The sequence below is a fragment of the Pontibacillus yanchengensis genome, from assembly GCF_009856295.1.
In the GTDB taxonomy this organism is placed as follows: Bacteria; Bacillota; Bacilli; order Bacillales; family BH030062; genus Pontibacillus; species Pontibacillus yanchengensis_A.
Map to the genome: position 1 here is coordinate 45,038 of NZ_WMEU01000003.1, position 16,956 is coordinate 61,993.

Consider the following 16,956-nt stretch of genomic DNA (forward strand, 5'->3'; position numbering starts at 1 on the left):
CCTCATAATTTTTCCATTAACAACAAGATATTCATGTTCAGGAAGAAAGAGGAGTGTAACAACGTATGGCAGGTAAACATTCATTGACATTTTACTTGGTCTTATTGCATATCATCATTATGCCGCTTGTACCGGCAAAGATTTATGCAGGACCACTACCGATCTCAGCAGAGGTCATCTTAATTCCAGCCTTAACGGTCGTAGCGATTGCGGAATACATGACAGGAAGAATACGTCTCAACAGCTTAGGGTTGAAAACATTCATGACCCTATTCGGCATCTTTTTCCTTATCCAAGTGATTTCCTTATCACAGGCAGATTCGCTCTTACCTGGCTTAAAGGAAATTGTGCGGTATGTATCGTATGCAATTCTTTTTTACATCGTTACGAAGGTTAAGTTCTCCGACCGCGAATACAAGACAATGGGCATTACGTTTGTCAGTATTTTAGCTGTCGTCGGAGTTTGGGGTATTATCCAATATGCCTTTGACATCAATCTGAACAAAGCCGGTGTGTATGCATTAGAAGAAGCATATGGCCGTGTTCAATCCACCATGGTCAACCCAAACTACTGGGCTGGGTTTATTAATTTCATTTTGCCAATCTTACTATTATTCGCAGTAGTCTTTTTCAAGGACCGTAAATGGCAATTGATTATGTTTGCAGTATTTGGCGTGTATGTCATCAATCAAATCTTTACATACACAAGATCTGCCTGGTTGATCATGGCAATGGCGATTCTCTTAACGTCGTTGCTCATTCCAAAACAATTTTATAAGAAGTTGTTCACCATCCATCTAATTGGGGCGACACTGCTACTCGGTGTCATTGTCTACAGTTTACCTGATGTCCAAGAACGAACGACATCGGCTATGTATGTGGTGCAATCCTTTATCCCATCCTTTAGTGGTGGAGGTAATGGAGGCGCTACAGACGGTGACGGTGAAGTGGATGAAGAAAAGGAAAAGGATAAAGCACTCTCAGGTAAAGCTGTTACATCGAGAACAACGCTTTGGAAAACAGGCTTGGTCATGTATCAGGAGAATCCTACGCTTGGTGTCGGCATCGGTAACTATGACGTCCGCTACAAGGAATATGTAACCAAATATCCTGAGCTATACGTCGGTCACGATCAATACTCTGTACACAACTCGTATTTGAAAGTGGCAGCCGAAACAGGAACGATTGGCGTATTAAGCTTTCTAGCCATTTACCTCTATTACTTCTTATTCTTAGGGAAACAGTTCCTATTTCGTAGAGAGGATTTAGCCAAGAAGGTACTGCTTATCGGTCTATTCGTAGGCACAGGAACGTTTATGGGGCAAAATTTAGCAAACAATCTCATTTTCATCCCACAGGTAAATGTCATCTTCTGGCTCGTTTCTGGATTAATATTCAATTACGTCCACTCTGCTGGGAAAATTGTCGAATCCTGATAGTACTGGAAGAATGTAAAATACTTGAAAGTTCTTGCTTGTCGTGCCAAAATATTCATGTTATGCTTGAAAGCGTTGATGTTAGAAAACTCTTAACAAACAAACAAATGTATTTGTTTTGTTAATGAATTGCAAAATTTTATCGAACTTTGTAAAGAAACAGACAAAATTTGTGTGAATTAGTTGAAAAAAGAACTAGTTTTGATAGAATTAAATTGTGAGATTTTCCAATCCAACCAATTGGCAACTCTGTTGGAAATACTAAGCAGGACGTCCTAACGTTGGTATGATCATCGGGGAAAGGGTTCATGTAATAGAGACTATGTCTCTAGAACCTTATTAATATATATAAAGATGTACTAAAGAAAGTACATATAAAGGGAGGAAAAAGATTAATGGCATTTCAACCAAAGTCTTATCGCAAATTTATGGTTGCATCTGCTTCCGCAGCGCTAGTAGGTACAGCGGTTGCTCCAGCAGTTTCCGCAGCAACAGCAGCTGAGGATTTCACAGATGTTTCCGAGGACACACGTCATTATGAACACATTAACGCACTATACGATATGGGAGTTGTTTCCGGTTACGGTGATGGCACATTCGGACCAGACAACAACCTTAAGCGTAGTGAAGCGGCAGAAATGGTCTTCACTGCACGTGGTCTAAATGCAAACGCAGACGCAACAATGACATTCGAAGATGTTCCTCCACGTATCGAGGAAGAAATTGCAACACTATATCAAGAAGAAATCTTTGACGGTTATTCTGAAGTGAAGTTTGGTCCAGACATGGAACTAAACCGCGCAGAAATGGCGAAAATCGTAATCGAAGCTTTCGATCTTCAGAAGGAAGATGGAGAATACGAAGACGCACCATTCTCTGACCTTAAAGACACAAAGCTTTACCCATATATTAACGCAGTATATGCACTAGACATTGCTGACGGTTACGAAGATGGCGAATTTGGTGTTCATGACAACATCCTTCGTAAAGACTTCTCTAAGATGCTTCACAATGCATGGAAGATCTGGAACGAAGATGCTGAATTGACAGTAAGTGAAGTCGGTCAGGTTAAAGACCCACTTAACTCTGGCGTTTATGCAGTAGAAATCAAGCGTGACGCTCTTCAAGAGGCAACTCTAGAAGGCGAAGTTACTACTGAAACAGAAGTATCTCTAGACGTTGACGGTGAAACAGTTGAGCTTTCTTACAATGAAGATCGCGACTCTTTCCGTAACCAAGATATCACTGGTTATACTATGGAAGAACTTAATAATGCAGTAGTAGATTACGAGCCTGAAATGGAAATAGGTAAAGGTATTGAGGTAGGAACTGTAGCAGAAGTTGAAGGACAAGTTGTTGATATCGGAGTAGCTAGCCTAAAAGGCGTACAGATTTCACTTGAAAATCTACAAAGCGCTGAAGATACAGTTACAACTGAATCTGACGTTTCTCTAATGGTTGACGGAGAAACAGTTGAACTTGAGTATTTAGAAGATGAAGATACTTTCCGTAACGCTCAAATTTCAGGTTACACTGAAGATCAACTTGCTGAAGCAACTGTTGTAGTAAAGTAATAAAGGGTGAAAACTAATGAAACGTTTTTCTAAATTACTTGCAGTATCTACAATTGCAACAACAGCCTTTACTTTCACTCCAGCAATTACTTCTACAGTAGATGCAGCAGAAAAAGCTACTATAACTGACATCGTTTTTTCTTATGACGGTAACGAATTAACGGTTAGTTATGAACAATTCTCAGACGCTCAATTTGGAGGTTCTGGAGGGGTTCTCAAGTTCTTTGATAAAAACCCTGAAATTCACTCCGTTGGGTTAGAGAATGGAAGTTATGTAGATTATGAAATATTTGTAGATGCGTTATTTGATTCTTCGGATGATAGTAATTCTCTAGAGGTCCTAGGGGAACTATCTACAAATTCTGAAAACACTATGACGGATAGTGAGATCTCCGCATTCATTGAAGTTTCAGAATTCGGTGACGATGGAGAACCGGTTCTACCTGAAGCGGTAGTACCAGAAGTTATTTCGATAGATTAATATAAAATCTATTATTCTTTTAATTATAGGGGAGGAAATTTAATAATGAATAAAAGCCCATTTAAGGTAATGACAACAGCGGCTCTAGCATCTGCAGTTGCAGTACCAGCAGTAGTAGCAGGAGCAGCAGCACCAGCGGAAGCAGCAGAGGTAGAAATCCAGCATATCGCAATCGAAGATTCTGAGGGTACAGTTTGGACCATCACGATGGAAGAACTAGCAGACGCTCAATTCGAAGGTGATGGTGAAGTTTACGACCTTCTACAAGACGGTGAAATCGTTGGTGTTTCTGTTGAAGAAGGCGAATTCGTATCTTACACTGCACTAGTTAACGCAGTATTCGATTCTGAAGACGACAGAACTTCTCTAGAAATCCTAGCTGACATCAGCGACGACGAAGAAGCTCTTGTACCTCAAGATCAAGTAGATGAGTATAAAGATTTCGGTGAACCTGTAACTCCAATGGTTGAGTCTGTAAGTGCGATTAACCTTAAACAAGTTAGCTTTGAATACTCTGGTGACGTAGATATGGACGCACTTGTAGATTCAGAAAATTATACTCTTGAAGATGTAGAAGGTAACAACTTAGATTCTTCAGTAGATAATGTTGAAGTTAACGAAGATGAACAAACAGTAACACTAACATTAGATACTAATGTCGATAACCAAACAGATGCTGTTTTAACTGTAGATTCTGATGTAACTGGAGAAGAAGTAGAATCAGAACTTACTTTCTTTGATACTACTGTACCATCAGTTGAAGGTGGATCAGTTATTGGAAGTGACACTCTTAAAGTTCAATTTAGTGAACCACTAGCAGTTAAGGATATTAGTGAAGATGACGAAGCTGCTGAATGGGTCCTAGATAATGAAGATGAGACTTCAGTTAAAGAAGCATTTGAAGTTACAGGTGATGGTTCATATTATATTAGTGATGTAACTTTCCAAAAGAACAATACAGAAGCGCAAGTAACACTATATTCTGATATCGATGAAGATACAATTGAAGTATCGGTAGACAGCATGTTAGAAGACTATGCTGGTTATAGCGTAACTGAGGAAACGTTAGAACTTGACATGGTAGAAGACGAAGAAGCACCAGAATTAGTCGACTACAAAAATGCAACTCCGAATAGTGTAACATTGGTCTTCAATGAGGACATTAAAGTAGATGACTCTGATCTAGAAGATTTAGAAAACTTCTATCACACAAATAGCAACAACACAGTTGTTGAAACTCCAGAGGTTGATGGGAATGAGCTAACATTAACTTTTGCTAATGGTGAAGATGCAGATGAAGATAATCCATTACCAGAAGGTACAGCGTATATTTATGTTGATGGAGAAATCATCAGTGACTTCTTTAACAATGAAGTTGATAGTCAGTTAAGAACTCAAATCGACGTAGATGTTGATGAAGTTGCACCAGAATTAACTGAAGTTGATGCTAGTGAAGAAGAAATTAACCTTACATTCTCTGAAGATGTAAGTGCTGAAGAAGAAGACTTTATGGTTCTTGATGAAAATGGAGAAGAAGATGATGTTATCAATGGTATCACTGTTGAAGGAGACGAGGTTACTATTGAAACAGATGAACTTCAAGGTGACTATGCACTAGTCGTTGATGGAGTTGAAGACTTATCAGTTAACGAAATCGAAAAAGTTACTAAAGAATTCTTCGTAGCTGATGAAGATGCTCCAGATTTAGAAGAGGATGCAGACGCAACTTTCTATGAAGATGAGGATAACGAAGAGCATGTGCTAGTGGTTAATTATCCAGAAGCAATGGCAGTGGATGGAGAATATTCAGTAACAGACTTAAATAAGTATGTATTGGATGACGAAGACCTTGCTGATGTAGAAGGTGCATCTGTAAAAGCTATCAATGATAACACAGCAGTCGAAATCACTATTCCTGACGAAAACTGGGATGGTTCAGTATCATACAGCGGTGATGCAGATCTACAAATTGGACGTGTAGAAGATCTTGCTGGTAATAAAACAGCTCTAAGTTCAGATGTTGAAGTTAATGCTGAATCATCTGTGGAAGTTAAAGATGTTTATGCCTCTGATAACTACACAGTAGTTGCAGAACTTGGCGATCGTTTAGATACGTTCGAAGAAGACGATTTTGCATTCACAGGTGCTGATGCTAGTGACTTATCACTAGATAAAGTAAGCACTGATATCAATGATGATGGAAATACAGTTATTACTTGGGAATTTGATGAGGCAAATGCGATTCCTTCAGATGTAGAGGCATTAGACCTTGAAGTTAATGGTGAAGCTTCTGAAAACGTTTATGGAGAATCTGTTAATAATGACACGTTTAATGTAGATGATCATATTTCTCCAGAAGTAGTAGATGAAGATGACAATGAAATATTCGAAGCGGGATCTAACGAGATTACTATTACATTTGATGAAGCATTAAATATTCCATCTGAAAATGGAGATTTAGCTGCTACTGACCTTGTTCTAACAGATGATGATGGAGACCTAGAGCCAGGTACTGATTATACAGTTTCTACTGCCTCCGATGATTTAGTAATCGAATTAGATGAAGATTACAACTATGAAGGTACAATTGATGTTAAAACTGATGAAGGTTCTGTAGCTTATATCGTTGATGGAGCTGATGAGCCAAACACAATTGCTAACTTTGAAATTGATGATGTAGAGGTTGACACTACTTCTGAATAAAAAGAAACGAAACGTTACTTTATAAATTCCTCAAAAGAATGAAATAAGTGAAGAATGACCTCAAGAGCTAACGACGAAAATGACTATTAGAGTTTATGTATGATGCTCTTGAGGTATTCTTTAACTATCATGTCCAAATTTTGGGTGTAATTCCCAAACATGGTAACAGTCTCTATGCCATGAGCCTAATCCTCCTGCATCCAATGAGGTTCTAACAGACTGAAGGGGTGAAGTCAGGTGAAGTCGTATGCAGTGAAAGTCTGTGGCGGGGCTCCTTAAAAGATGACTATGACTAGGTGACGAATCCATGAAGATCCAGTATAAGCTAGTAAATACTAGGGTATGCTATGCTAGGAGTTTAGTATTTATCTTTATATGTGAAATCTTATAAAGAGAATGGAAGAATTCAGACTGTTAAACCATTCTTTCTTATATTGAATAGTGGAAGTCTAAGGTCATCAAAGCAAGGGATAGACATGATGGAACGTTTGAAGTCTTATTAGAAGAGGTGTGTTAGCACCAAAGACGTTAATAAGATGGCAGCAGGTTCTTAGTAGTAAAGATTGTATGCCGATTGAACTCGTAGTGGTAACACAAGCGAGGAGGATAAAACATACGGGAACGAAGGGACCTAGTCAATAGTAGTAGTATTATTATCCCCAATAATGAAACTATTCTATTGATGGAACGCCTTATGCGGTGAAAGCCGCACGTATGGTGTAGGCTCGTTATAAAGCCAATCGAGGTATAAGGCGAGAATAGCTTAAGTGAAGATACAACTGTATCAACATCAGATAGCAGTGTTGTAACAAATGTAGATAACACTGATGGTTCAGAATCTCTATCTACAGCATATAACACAACAACATCTGAACTAGATAGTGCCCTAACAGCACCAGAAAATGGTTCATATGAGATCCAAGATGGAAATGGTGATGCTGTATCTATTGATGACACAGCAGTAACGGAATCCATGAAAGTTGTAACAACTGCTGAAGATGGCTCCAATGCAACGTATAGCATCACTGTAGATGCAAATGGAGATACAACTGTATCAACATCAGATAGCAGTGTTGTAACAAATGTAGATAACACTGATGGTTCAGAATCTCTAACAGTTGCGAATAGTACAACAACATCTGAACTAGATAGTGCTCTAACAGCACCAGAAAATGGTTCATATGAGATTCAAGATGGAAATGGTGATGCTGTATCTACTGATGACACAGCAGTAACGGAATCCATGAAAGTTGTAACAACTGCTGAAGATGGTTCCAATGCAACGTATAGCATCACTGTTTCTTCTTCTTAATTGTATTTTATGAAAAGATGGATAAAATTCAGTAATACTACACTAAGATGACTATCTATACTTTTTACTAAATCCCCCCTCTATCAATAGTTGGGGGATTTGTCTGTATAAAAGCAGAACAGATGGACAACTAAAATCAAAACAAACAAAGATGGTACAGGTCCAAAATGAAAAAGCTTCTACTGTTAACTACATCACAGATGAGAATGATAACTCAATAAGTGCATTCGACGTATCTATGAACTTGCTGACAAATCAGTTTTTGCTTACCTAAACGAATTTACTGATGTTTATAACTTTTCCGTTAACGTACTTGAGGACGTTGATACTTCTTCTAAAACAATGAGAGAAAGTTTCAAGTCTGCTGTTATGGCAACCAATGTAAATAGTGAAGAAAATAATGATGCAACCTTTAATACGTTAGTAGGCTCAGTCATCACTGAGACAGAATCAGTTCAAGATACACTAGGTACTATTAATGATGATCTAACTACAGTAGAGTATCTAAACAACTTCAAAGTGATTTTAAGAAGAGGAATCGCAACAACAAAGTGTGATTGATGTCGCCGCTAATGAGTATACTGGAAAGAATTATAGAACTCTATTAGTGGATATTAAAAACGCTGTTGATAGTCAGTAGTTAATAGTCATTTGTTAAAAGAATAAAATACCTGAGTAAGATCGAAACAAAAAAGGTGGTACTGATCCAAAATCGGATCTGTACCACCTTTTTTATATCCAGAAAGTATCATTATATATTTTTATAAAAAGGTATCAAGTAGCTCAGGTTATTCAGTTTTCTTGCAAGCAACAGATTTACTTTTAAACTCCTAAATAACGACAATAAATGTCAGTTTTTGTCGTTATTTGTTGTAAATAAAATCCAAATAATAGTATACATTTGGTAAATAAATGTTACTATAGAAGTGGGGATAATATACTACTGTTGATAGCACGCCGTATGCGGTGAAAGCCGCACGTATGGTGTAGGCTCGTTATAAACCCTTTATGGGATAAGGCGAGAATAGCGAAGAAGCATTACAAACAGTTAATAACGCTGGAAATGCTAGTGAGACACAAGAAGCATTGGAACAAAACGCAAGACCTTTAGGTCTAGATACTTCTGAGTATGAAAACCTAGACTCTGAGGATCAAACAGATGTAGCTTCTTCTGTATTTAATAATCGTCCTGACGAGGGATACAATGATACCTCAGCAGTGCAAACTGCATTTAATGATGCCGTTCAAGCTGAACAGGAAGAGAATACAGCAGAAGCAGTACAAGCAGTCAACGATGCCAACAATATAGATCAGACACAAACAGCATTAGAAAGTAATTCTGAAGAACTAGGTTTAGATATGACAGAATATAATAACCTTACAGACGAAGAAAAAACGTATGTAGCTAATGACGTTTTAAACGCTAAAGGTGATGGTTATTCAAGCGCTTCAGCAATTGAAACTGAGTTTAACGATGGAGTAGATGAAGCTCCAGTAGATAACGCTCAGGAGTTGAATGATGCACTTTCTCTTGCTGAATCAGGAGATACTATTACACTTGCAGGGAATATTGATGATTTAGGTAACTCATTAAACATCAGTCAAGAAGGTATTACGTTAGATGCGCAAGGATATTCATTGAATGAAGAAATATCAGTATTGGCTTCAAATGTAACTATTAATAACATTACAATGAAAGCTTCAACAGCTTATGATCCAAATGCTGAAAATACTGGTAATCATGATTGGGCAATTGATGTAAGTGGATCTGCATCAGGCTTCGAACTTACTGCCTCTAATATTGAAGATTATTATGGTGGTGTTTACCTTAATACTGTAGGTAGCGTTAGCAATACTACGATCACAAATAGCGCTGCAGGTATGGGTATCGAGACAGACGTTGATCTTGCAGATTTAGTAGGTAAAGTATCAGGCAATACATTTGACACTTATGAAGTTCAAGGTATTGGGTCAATGGATCAAGGTAACTCTGAAGCAGCATCATCACTTGAAGATGATAATACTTTCATTAATGGAGCAGAAGGTTCCGTGAAAGTAGGAGTTCCAGCTAATAATTAAGAAACAATAAAACTCTGGTGAAGAAGTTCCGTAGATATACATCTGCGGGACTTTTTTTAACAAAAATATATGATGAGTAACAAGTTTTAGTAGAGTAAATGGAAAGATGAAGCTGAACCATTAGAATTTATTTTCCAATGCTTTTATCTATCAGGCTATAATTTAGTTGTAATACTACAACAAGTAACCACAGGAGGTAGGTATATGAATAGCAAGGAATTATGGGATGAAGTTCTAAAGATGATGAAAGAAGAGGTTCCAAGAGCTTCTTTTAAGACTTGGTTAGACAATACTGAAGCAACAATCCAAAATGATGTTTTGATTGTCACTGCAAGGGATGGCTTTTCAGCTGATTGGTTAAAGGTACGTTTTAAAGACCTCATTTCTGAAAAGGTGAAAGAAATAACGAATCAAGACTATACCATCGAGATAAAATGTGAGGGGAACACTTCATATTATGAGGAGACCTTCAAACACTTAATTGACTCTAGCTTGCGTGATACAAATGATGGAGAGAAAAAGAAAAGTAACGAGGAGCATATCAATCGACTTTACGAACTAATTGAAGAGCAACAATTAGACATCCGTTTGTTGAAAAGGTTAGTGTTGGAGCTTATGTCAAAATAGAAAAAAGAGAGTGGTCATGTAACGATAATGGCCACTCTCTTTTTGTAGTTGATTATATATGATTCAAGACGAACAAGGATAAAGCCCGCTTGATAAGTAATAAAATCAGCGGGCTTTTGGGAAAGCAAATAGTAAGGTTACCTTTATAATTAATATAGTTACCATTCTACATATAACTATACGTTTTTCATGGTATTAAAAGTAAGCCAAAAAAAGGATTCCCTAAAATAAATATCTTATACAAAATGAATAAATATAAATTCATTCAGAATTTGCATAATATTCGATATTATAGGAACGATATTCATAAATCATACCGCTCTATTAAGAGTTTGTATTTAGGGGGGAAAGAGGTTTGAAAAAAGCTATTGCATATTATAGAAAATCCATTAAGCCAAAAGGGGACACGACTGAAGAAGAGAGTATAAGATACCAAAGGGAAAGTATTCAATCATATGCTAAGGCACATAATATAGAAATAATAAGGGAGTATAATGACATTGGTTTTACGGGGAGAAACGTAAATCGTCCTGAACTACAAATTATGCTCAATGATCTTAAAGAAGAAAAGGTTGAGATAGATGAGCTACTTATGTATTCGACTAATCGCTTTGGACGTGACTTACTAAACAATATAAACACAATGATAGAGATTCTAGAGCAAGTCGAAGTCGTAAATTTTGTGTCGGAAAATTTAAGAAGTGATAGTGAATATTTCAAAACTCTATTCCTAATTTTAACTGCATCAGCTCAAGATGAGGTTGAAAGAATAAAAAAACGGTTTGCGAGTGCTAGAGAAGGAAAAGTAATTTATAAAAAAGAATTTCTAGGGAGTAACTTACCCCTAGGTTATGTAAAAGATAAACGAACAGGAAAGTTAGTAGCGGCAAAATCAGAGAACACTGCTGATTTAGAAATAATAGAAGAGTACACTTTCTTACAATACATTTATATTGCTTATGCCATGGGAATGGGACAAAGAGAGATAGCTAACAACCTGAATAATAAAAGAACTTCCACGCCTAGAAAGAAGAAGTGGAATAACAAATCAGTAGCCTATATTCTAGGTAACCCCATATATACAGGAGTACTTACAGGAACACTTGAAAGTGAGTTTAATTATTTTGTTGAGGATGCAAATGTGGAACCGATAGTTGATCCCTTGATGTTTGATTTTATTCAATACAAACTCTCTATGTCTAAACAAGGTAGGAAACCGAGAGCAAAATACCATCTACCTGAGTTTATTGTATGCGAAAACTGTGTAGTTCCAATGGTTGTAGATCAAGAGTCTTTAATATGTAATAAATGTGGTCATGTGGCAAGCGTTAGAGAGGTAGAATCTGAAATTAAACGGCTCTTAATTGGTTTTCTTCGGAATAATAAATTACCTAAAGATGAGTTACCAGACATGAAGATGTTAGAACAACAACTACGTTTCAAGAAAGAAAAAATAGAAAAAGCAATATATGAGTTGAAAGAACGACAGGATTTGATAGAAAGCTCTTATAGCGATGAATTGGCAAAAAAGGATATGATTGATATTAACACGAGCCAACAAAATAAATTAAAGATTGACCATCAATACACATATGAATTGTTACATTTTATAGAGGCTCATAAAGGAAAACTAGAAATGGGTAACTTTGAAGAATATCCTTTAATTATGAGAGTACCGTTTATTACTTTCGTAAATAAACAAGAAGTTCGTTTCTTGTTCCATAAAAGTCTTTTTAAATGACATGGTAAGGTGATTATAATTGGGTAATGGTTCTAAAACTGCCGTAGGATATGTGCGTACTTCTGGTGAAGTCAATCCAAGTCATAGTATTGACAATCAAATAAAGCGGATTAATGAATATTGTCGCGATAAGGGGATAATATTACGTGAAGTCTTAGTAGATGAAAAAAAGACTGGTACCAAAGTTGAAGGCAGAGATGCATATAAAAAACTAAAGAATCTTATTGATAACGGTTTGATTAACCTTTTGATTATAACTTTTTTTGACAGAGTTGGGCGGGAAGCATTTGAACTAGTAGGTATCCTTACTACATTAAAGAATAAAGGTATTGAAGTATATAGTATTGAAGAGAATCTTAATATCTCCAAAATGTCTCCATTGCAAATTGCTATAATTGCTCTTCAAGCAGAACATGAAAACAAAAATAGAGCAAAGTTAATACATGGTTCTAGAGAACGGTCTAAACAAGAAGGCAAATATACATCCAAACCGCCATATGGTTATAGGAAAGATCAAAATGGTTTTTTGGTAAAGGAAGAAGCTGAGGCCCAGGTCGTTCAAAAGATTTATAGCATGTTCCTCGAAGGTAAATCACTGAAGGATATTTATACATGGTTAAACGATAACAGTATCCCAGCTCCAGATAATAAAAAATGGGATGTGCGAAAAGTAAGAATTAGATTACTAACAAAAACTTATGTAGGTAGATGGTATGCGAGCCCAAAGAAAAGTGAAAAAAACACATATGAATATCGACTAATTTCTGATAAAGAACACCCTTCAATTATTTCTTTAGAAACATTTGAAAAGGTAAAAGAGATTTTGGAGACTAATATAAAAAAGACCCCACGAAAGAAACATTTTCACTTTCTTAGTAAAATTCTTATTTGTCCATTGTGTGGTGAAAAAATGCAGGCAAAGGTACCACCAACGAATGCTTATTATTGTGATAAGAAAGCATGTGACTATAAGGGGATAAAAAAAGAGGTTATCGAACCTCAAGTACTTCAACTATTAAAAGAACAAGGTGAAAAGGAAGAGGAGTATTATGAATTCGAAGAAAAAAGGAATACACAATCCAAAGATGTAGACAGATTATTGAAGAAAAAAAATAGACTTGAAAAGAAGTTTGCGTTGGCCGAAATAAATCAAGAGCAATATGAAACTGAAGTAAATCACATATTAACTGAACTGACCTATACCAAAGAAAAAGAACAAAAATCCATGACCCATGAAAAAATAAGCTATAAAAAATATATACAACCAATAGAAAATAATGACCTGGAGAAGGTTAAAGAGTATATGCTACGGGATAAATTAACATTCACTTTATCGAATAATTCAAAAGTAAAAGAAGTAACAGAAACGAACATCTAACGTATGTTCGTTTTTTTAATACTCTTATGCTTGATTAGCTTATAATATAGCTTTGAAACGAAGTGATTTGTAATAAAGGGTGAAAATGCCACAAAAGAGTAACTTACATAGGTACTCCTTTGTGGCAATTAATTATTCTGTGAAATCAAAATACGCTAGGTAACGAAAAAGTATAAAAGGGAGTAGAATATAAGGAAAATTAAGAGTTAGCGTCGTTTATCCTTACCAAATACCTTTTCTTCAAGTTCTTTCCGTAGCGCATTTTCTAAGGACTCTCGGTAAATGAACTGGATTTGTTCTTTTGGTGGAAGGTTAATGAACCGAGACATCCATTCTTCCTTGTTTCTTTTATTTTGTTGTGTCATATAGAAGTCACCTCCTAATAAGTATTATTTATCCAATAAATAAAAAATATTCATATTATGTTATAAATTAATGAGAAGTCGGGTATACTAAACTTCTCATTTTTTTGTTGAAAAAAATGGGTATTAATTCCATTGGATAATCTCTAAAAAGAGGCATTTATGGATTTACCATAAATGCCTCTTTAGATTAATCAAGAAGAAGGTAGTTTGTTGATGTCTTATAAGATAATACTTTTAATAACACTTGCCACTCCAAGTCAGTGAGGTGAATTGGTTCTGCTTGTGGTAATGTTTTAAGGTGAATACTTCTAGATTCTAAGTCCAACTCATCCTTCTCAAGAAACAATATTCTATCTAATGTAAGGTCAGGATACTCTAAAAGTGAAATGATTAGAAATATCCTATATATTTCATATATCATAATTTTGATCACCTATATAAATAAGAAGATTGATTGATGTATATTTTTTTTAATTGTCAACATAATAATATTGAGCGGAGAACAAAATAAGTTAAAACATATTTTCGACAACCAAGGCATTGTTCATTTTTTATAAATAAATGTCTCAAGCGTCATTGGATTGTTCAAAAGTGTAAAAAACATATCTTGTTCTCCACGGGTTACGTAAGCTTATTGATCGTCGGCCGAAGGTTATCGACATTCAATTGCTGGTACCTTGCTGTTGATCGTAAATCCGTATGGCCTAGAATGCTTGCAATAAACTTTTGGTCCACATTCTGTAAAGTTAAATGGGTCGCTGTGCAATGCCTAAGAATGTGGGGGGTTACTCGTTTTGTTATACCTGCGTATTTTGCTACCTTCTTTAATTGCGTACGGATAAGGTAAGCACTAATCGGTTGGTTCTTTAGTCGAGGGGAGGAAAAGACATAGTCCGAACCATCTCCGCGACAATCCAATAGGAAATCAACCAGGATATCGTACATCACCTCATTAAGGGGAAGGTATAAGTCACGGCCGCCTTTGATCTTCTCTAAATAGAGTTGCTTGCTTTTTAGGTCCACATGTTTTTTGGGGAGTGTTCTTATAGGTGAGATACGACTCCCTGTATAATACAGCAAGCTATACAGTGTGTAGTAATACTTCGAATACACCTTGGCTGTTTGGAGAAGGTTATGAACTTCTTCTACATCCAATACAGCTGGTAGTGGCGTATAGATTTGGGGTTGCTTAATCCGTGCAGCTACATCTACTTTGAAGTCCATCTCATACACAAGAAACTTGTAAAAGGATTTCAAGGTCGAAAGGTGCCTTGAAACGGAGTTAGGTTTGAAATCCAGTGATTCTAGATAGCCTAAATAATCCAAAATATCTTCCTTCTGGATTTCTTCGGTTAGGATATTGCCTTTGTATTCGTGATAAAGAAATTCACTAAACTTCCGTAAGTCCTTTTGATATCCTGTAATGGTTTCCTCAGAGTAATGTTGTCTTTTTAGGTGACGAAGGAACTTTTGGGCATACAAGTTCAAGTCAAACGTTTCCTGAATAATCATCGTTACATAGGTTACCTCCTTTCTATTGCGGCAAGTGTTATTTTACCCGTGGAAAAATATATTATGTAAACATAAGGAAAGCCCCAGCATTATCCAGCCGAGGCTTCATTTTGCATGTCCAATAAATGTTGTTGAATAAACCAATTCAACTGATGATCGTTACATTGAACATTGTTGATATTATTGATGTTATCCCTTACATAATGAAAGCGATCCACAGTAGAAGATGTGGGACTAAACCATAAAAATGTTGAAACTTTCTGTGATTCGGATAGATGTTGAAGGGGTTTCTGGGAGACATATCTTATAGTCGATTCACCAATCCAGTTTTCAAACAGGTTGATATGACCCTGGTCTTGATACAGAAGGGAAATAACTAACACCGATTCGTCCAAATGAAGATGGAAGTAAAGCTCCCTTTCATTCATGGAAATATAACCTTCCTTCTCCTCCATACGAGGGGAAGTATTCGTACTATCCACCAGAGCAAGCCAATAACGTTTAACATCTAAAACCATTTGCTTTAATTCCCTAGCGTCATAAGGAGTGAGCATTTGATAGAGCTTCTCCTGAAGATCCTTCTTAAATTCCTCAATAACACTTTTGCAAGTTGACTCTTCAAGCTTCATCAGAAGAGATACAAATTCCTCAATATGCGGAGGGTACGTGTTGCTCTCCCTGTTTCTACCTGAAGGGGGTTTCATCTCTTTTTCAAATTCCATCTTTTCATCTCGAAGTTCCAATAATTCTTCGTAGGGTACACGGAAATACTCCCCCAATTTTTGAAGTGTTTTATCAGAACCACTCCTCATTCCTTTTTCCAAGAACCCAACATAAGCATGTGATATTCCCAGTTGTTCTGCCAAGACGGTTTGGCTTAAATTGTGCTTTTGACGCAACGACTTAATTCGATTACCTAAAGGGCTACTCAATAAATTCTCTCCTTTCTTTTGAATAATGAGCTTGTTTTCCATTGCTACTCACCTCCGTGTTACATCGTATTGTATCCAGATATTTCATTTCTACTCGGTTCCAACACAAACAAAGTAGCAGAAGAGTTAAATCGACTTAACGATATAGCTAGAAGATTCTGAATGAGATCTTAAAAAGTAGATATAATAACTCCCTATAATTACTATGAAGAGGGATGGATGTGTATGGAGTATTATAAGATTGGTGAAGTAGCAGCGTTGTTTGGTGTGAATCCGCAAACCGTAAGGCATTGGATTAATGGCGGGAAACTTGAATGTATAAGGACTCCAAGGGGGCATCGTCGCTTTGAGAAAGACTATATCGATGCTATCTTAAATGGCACAAATGAGGCAGTAAAAGGAACACGATATGCAATCCTTTATCTAAGGACACCTACCTCTACAACGGAAAAGGAATACGAGGAATTGGAACGTCAGCTTACAACACTTTCTTCATGGGCCTCCAAGAATGGGTATAGCGTACAGCATGTCATGAAGGACAAGAGTTCAACTCTTGATGGAGATAGAAAGGGCCTGAAGGAACTTGAAGATGTTCTTAACAACGTTAAAGAAGCATTTGTCATCATAGAAAATATCAATATAGTTACGTACTTTGGGTATGATTACTTTGAAAAATGGGTGGAACTTACAGGGAATCATGTTGTTTTAATGGATTCAACAAGAGCACCAAGTTGTGAGGTTCTACATGATTTAACTGAATGGCTTGAAATGAAGACTTGAAGCGGTTGGTAGAGGTGTTACGTTAATGATTTTGAT

Annotated in this window: 15 protein-coding genes; 11 read left to right on the top strand and 4 right to left on the bottom strand. The window is 36.5% G+C overall.

Annotated elements, in window-relative coordinates:
• Positions 1-65: 65 nt before the first annotated feature.
• From GLW08_RS10280 to GLW08_RS10325, 10 genes are all read left to right on the top strand, one after another.
• Positions 66-1,436 carry an O-antigen ligase family protein gene (locus tag GLW08_RS10280; protein WP_160848569.1) on the top strand — a complete coding sequence of 457 codons (1,371 nt, stop codon included), beginning with the start codon at positions 66-68 and terminating at the stop codon, positions 1,434-1,436.
• A gap of 395 nt (positions 1,437-1,831) precedes the next feature.
• Entirely contained in the window at positions 1,832-3,010 is a 1,179-nt protein-coding gene (locus GLW08_RS10285; RefSeq protein ID WP_160848570.1) for an S-layer homology domain-containing protein, read from the top strand.
• 16 nt (positions 3,011-3,026) lie between these two features.
• Positions 3,027-3,491, top strand: a complete 465-nt coding sequence (locus tag GLW08_RS10290; RefSeq protein WP_160848571.1) for a hypothetical protein — start codon at positions 3,027-3,029, stop codon at positions 3,489-3,491.
• Between the two features lie 45 nt (positions 3,492-3,536).
• Positions 3,537-6,194, top strand: coding sequence for a SwmB domain-containing protein (locus GLW08_RS10295; protein WP_160848572.1), 2,658 nt, complete (start codon positions 3,537-3,539; stop codon positions 6,192-6,194).
• A gap of 973 nt (positions 6,195-7,167) precedes the next feature.
• Positions 7,168-7,506, top strand: coding sequence for a hypothetical protein (locus tag GLW08_RS10300; RefSeq protein ID WP_160848573.1), 339 nt, complete (start codon positions 7,168-7,170; stop codon positions 7,504-7,506).
• A 369-nt stretch (positions 7,507-7,875) separates the two neighbouring features.
• A complete protein-coding gene (locus GLW08_RS10305; RefSeq protein WP_160848574.1) occupies positions 7,876-8,067 on the top strand; it encodes a hypothetical protein in 192 nt (63 codons plus the stop codon).
• Between the two features lie 525 nt (positions 8,068-8,592).
• Positions 8,593-9,585, top strand: a complete 993-nt coding sequence (locus tag GLW08_RS10310) for a hypothetical protein (RefSeq protein WP_160848575.1) — start codon at positions 8,593-8,595, stop codon at positions 9,583-9,585.
• A 204-nt stretch (positions 9,586-9,789) separates the two neighbouring features.
• A complete protein-coding gene (locus GLW08_RS10315) occupies positions 9,790-10,212 on the top strand; it encodes a DnaA N-terminal domain-containing protein (RefSeq protein WP_160848576.1) in 423 nt (140 codons plus the stop codon).
• Positions 10,213-10,567: 355 nt separating this feature from the next.
• Positions 10,568-11,953: a recombinase family protein gene (locus GLW08_RS10320; protein WP_160848577.1), complete on the top strand. Its 1,386-nt coding sequence runs from the start codon at positions 10,568-10,570 to the stop codon at positions 11,951-11,953.
• Positions 11,954-11,972: 19 nt separating this feature from the next.
• Entirely contained in the window at positions 11,973-13,331 is a 1,359-nt protein-coding gene (locus GLW08_RS10325) for a recombinase family protein (protein WP_160848578.1), read from the top strand.
• A gap of 206 nt (positions 13,332-13,537) precedes the next feature.
• Here the strand turns inward: GLW08_RS10325 and GLW08_RS10330 are convergent, their stop codons facing one another.
• The 4 genes from GLW08_RS10330 to GLW08_RS10345 all read right to left on the bottom strand — a co-directional run bounded on the left by GLW08_RS10330 (position 13,538) and on the right by GLW08_RS10345 (position 16,182).
• Positions 13,538-13,696, bottom strand: a complete 159-nt coding sequence (locus tag GLW08_RS10330) for a hypothetical protein (protein WP_160848579.1) — start codon at positions 13,694-13,696, stop codon at positions 13,538-13,540.
• Positions 13,697-13,883: 187 nt separating this feature from the next.
• Positions 13,884-14,021 carry a hypothetical protein gene (locus tag GLW08_RS10335; protein ID WP_160848580.1) on the bottom strand — a complete coding sequence of 46 codons (138 nt, stop codon included), beginning with the start codon at positions 14,019-14,021 and terminating at the stop codon, positions 13,884-13,886.
• 296 nt (positions 14,022-14,317) lie between these two features.
• Entirely contained in the window at positions 14,318-15,208 is an 891-nt protein-coding gene (locus GLW08_RS10340; protein WP_160848581.1) for a tyrosine-type recombinase/integrase, read from the bottom strand.
• 89 nt (positions 15,209-15,297) lie between these two features.
• Positions 15,298-16,182 (bottom strand): helix-turn-helix domain-containing protein, encoded by an 885-nt coding sequence (locus GLW08_RS10345; protein WP_160848582.1) that lies wholly within the window; start codon positions 16,180-16,182, stop codon positions 15,298-15,300.
• Positions 16,183-16,365: 183 nt separating this feature from the next.
• On the opposite strand from GLW08_RS10345, the gene GLW08_RS10350 reads away from it, so the two are divergent.
• Positions 16,366-16,920, top strand: coding sequence for a MerR family DNA-binding transcriptional regulator (locus GLW08_RS10350; RefSeq protein WP_160848583.1), 555 nt, complete (start codon positions 16,366-16,368; stop codon positions 16,918-16,920).
• Positions 16,921-16,956: the final 36 nt, after the last annotated feature.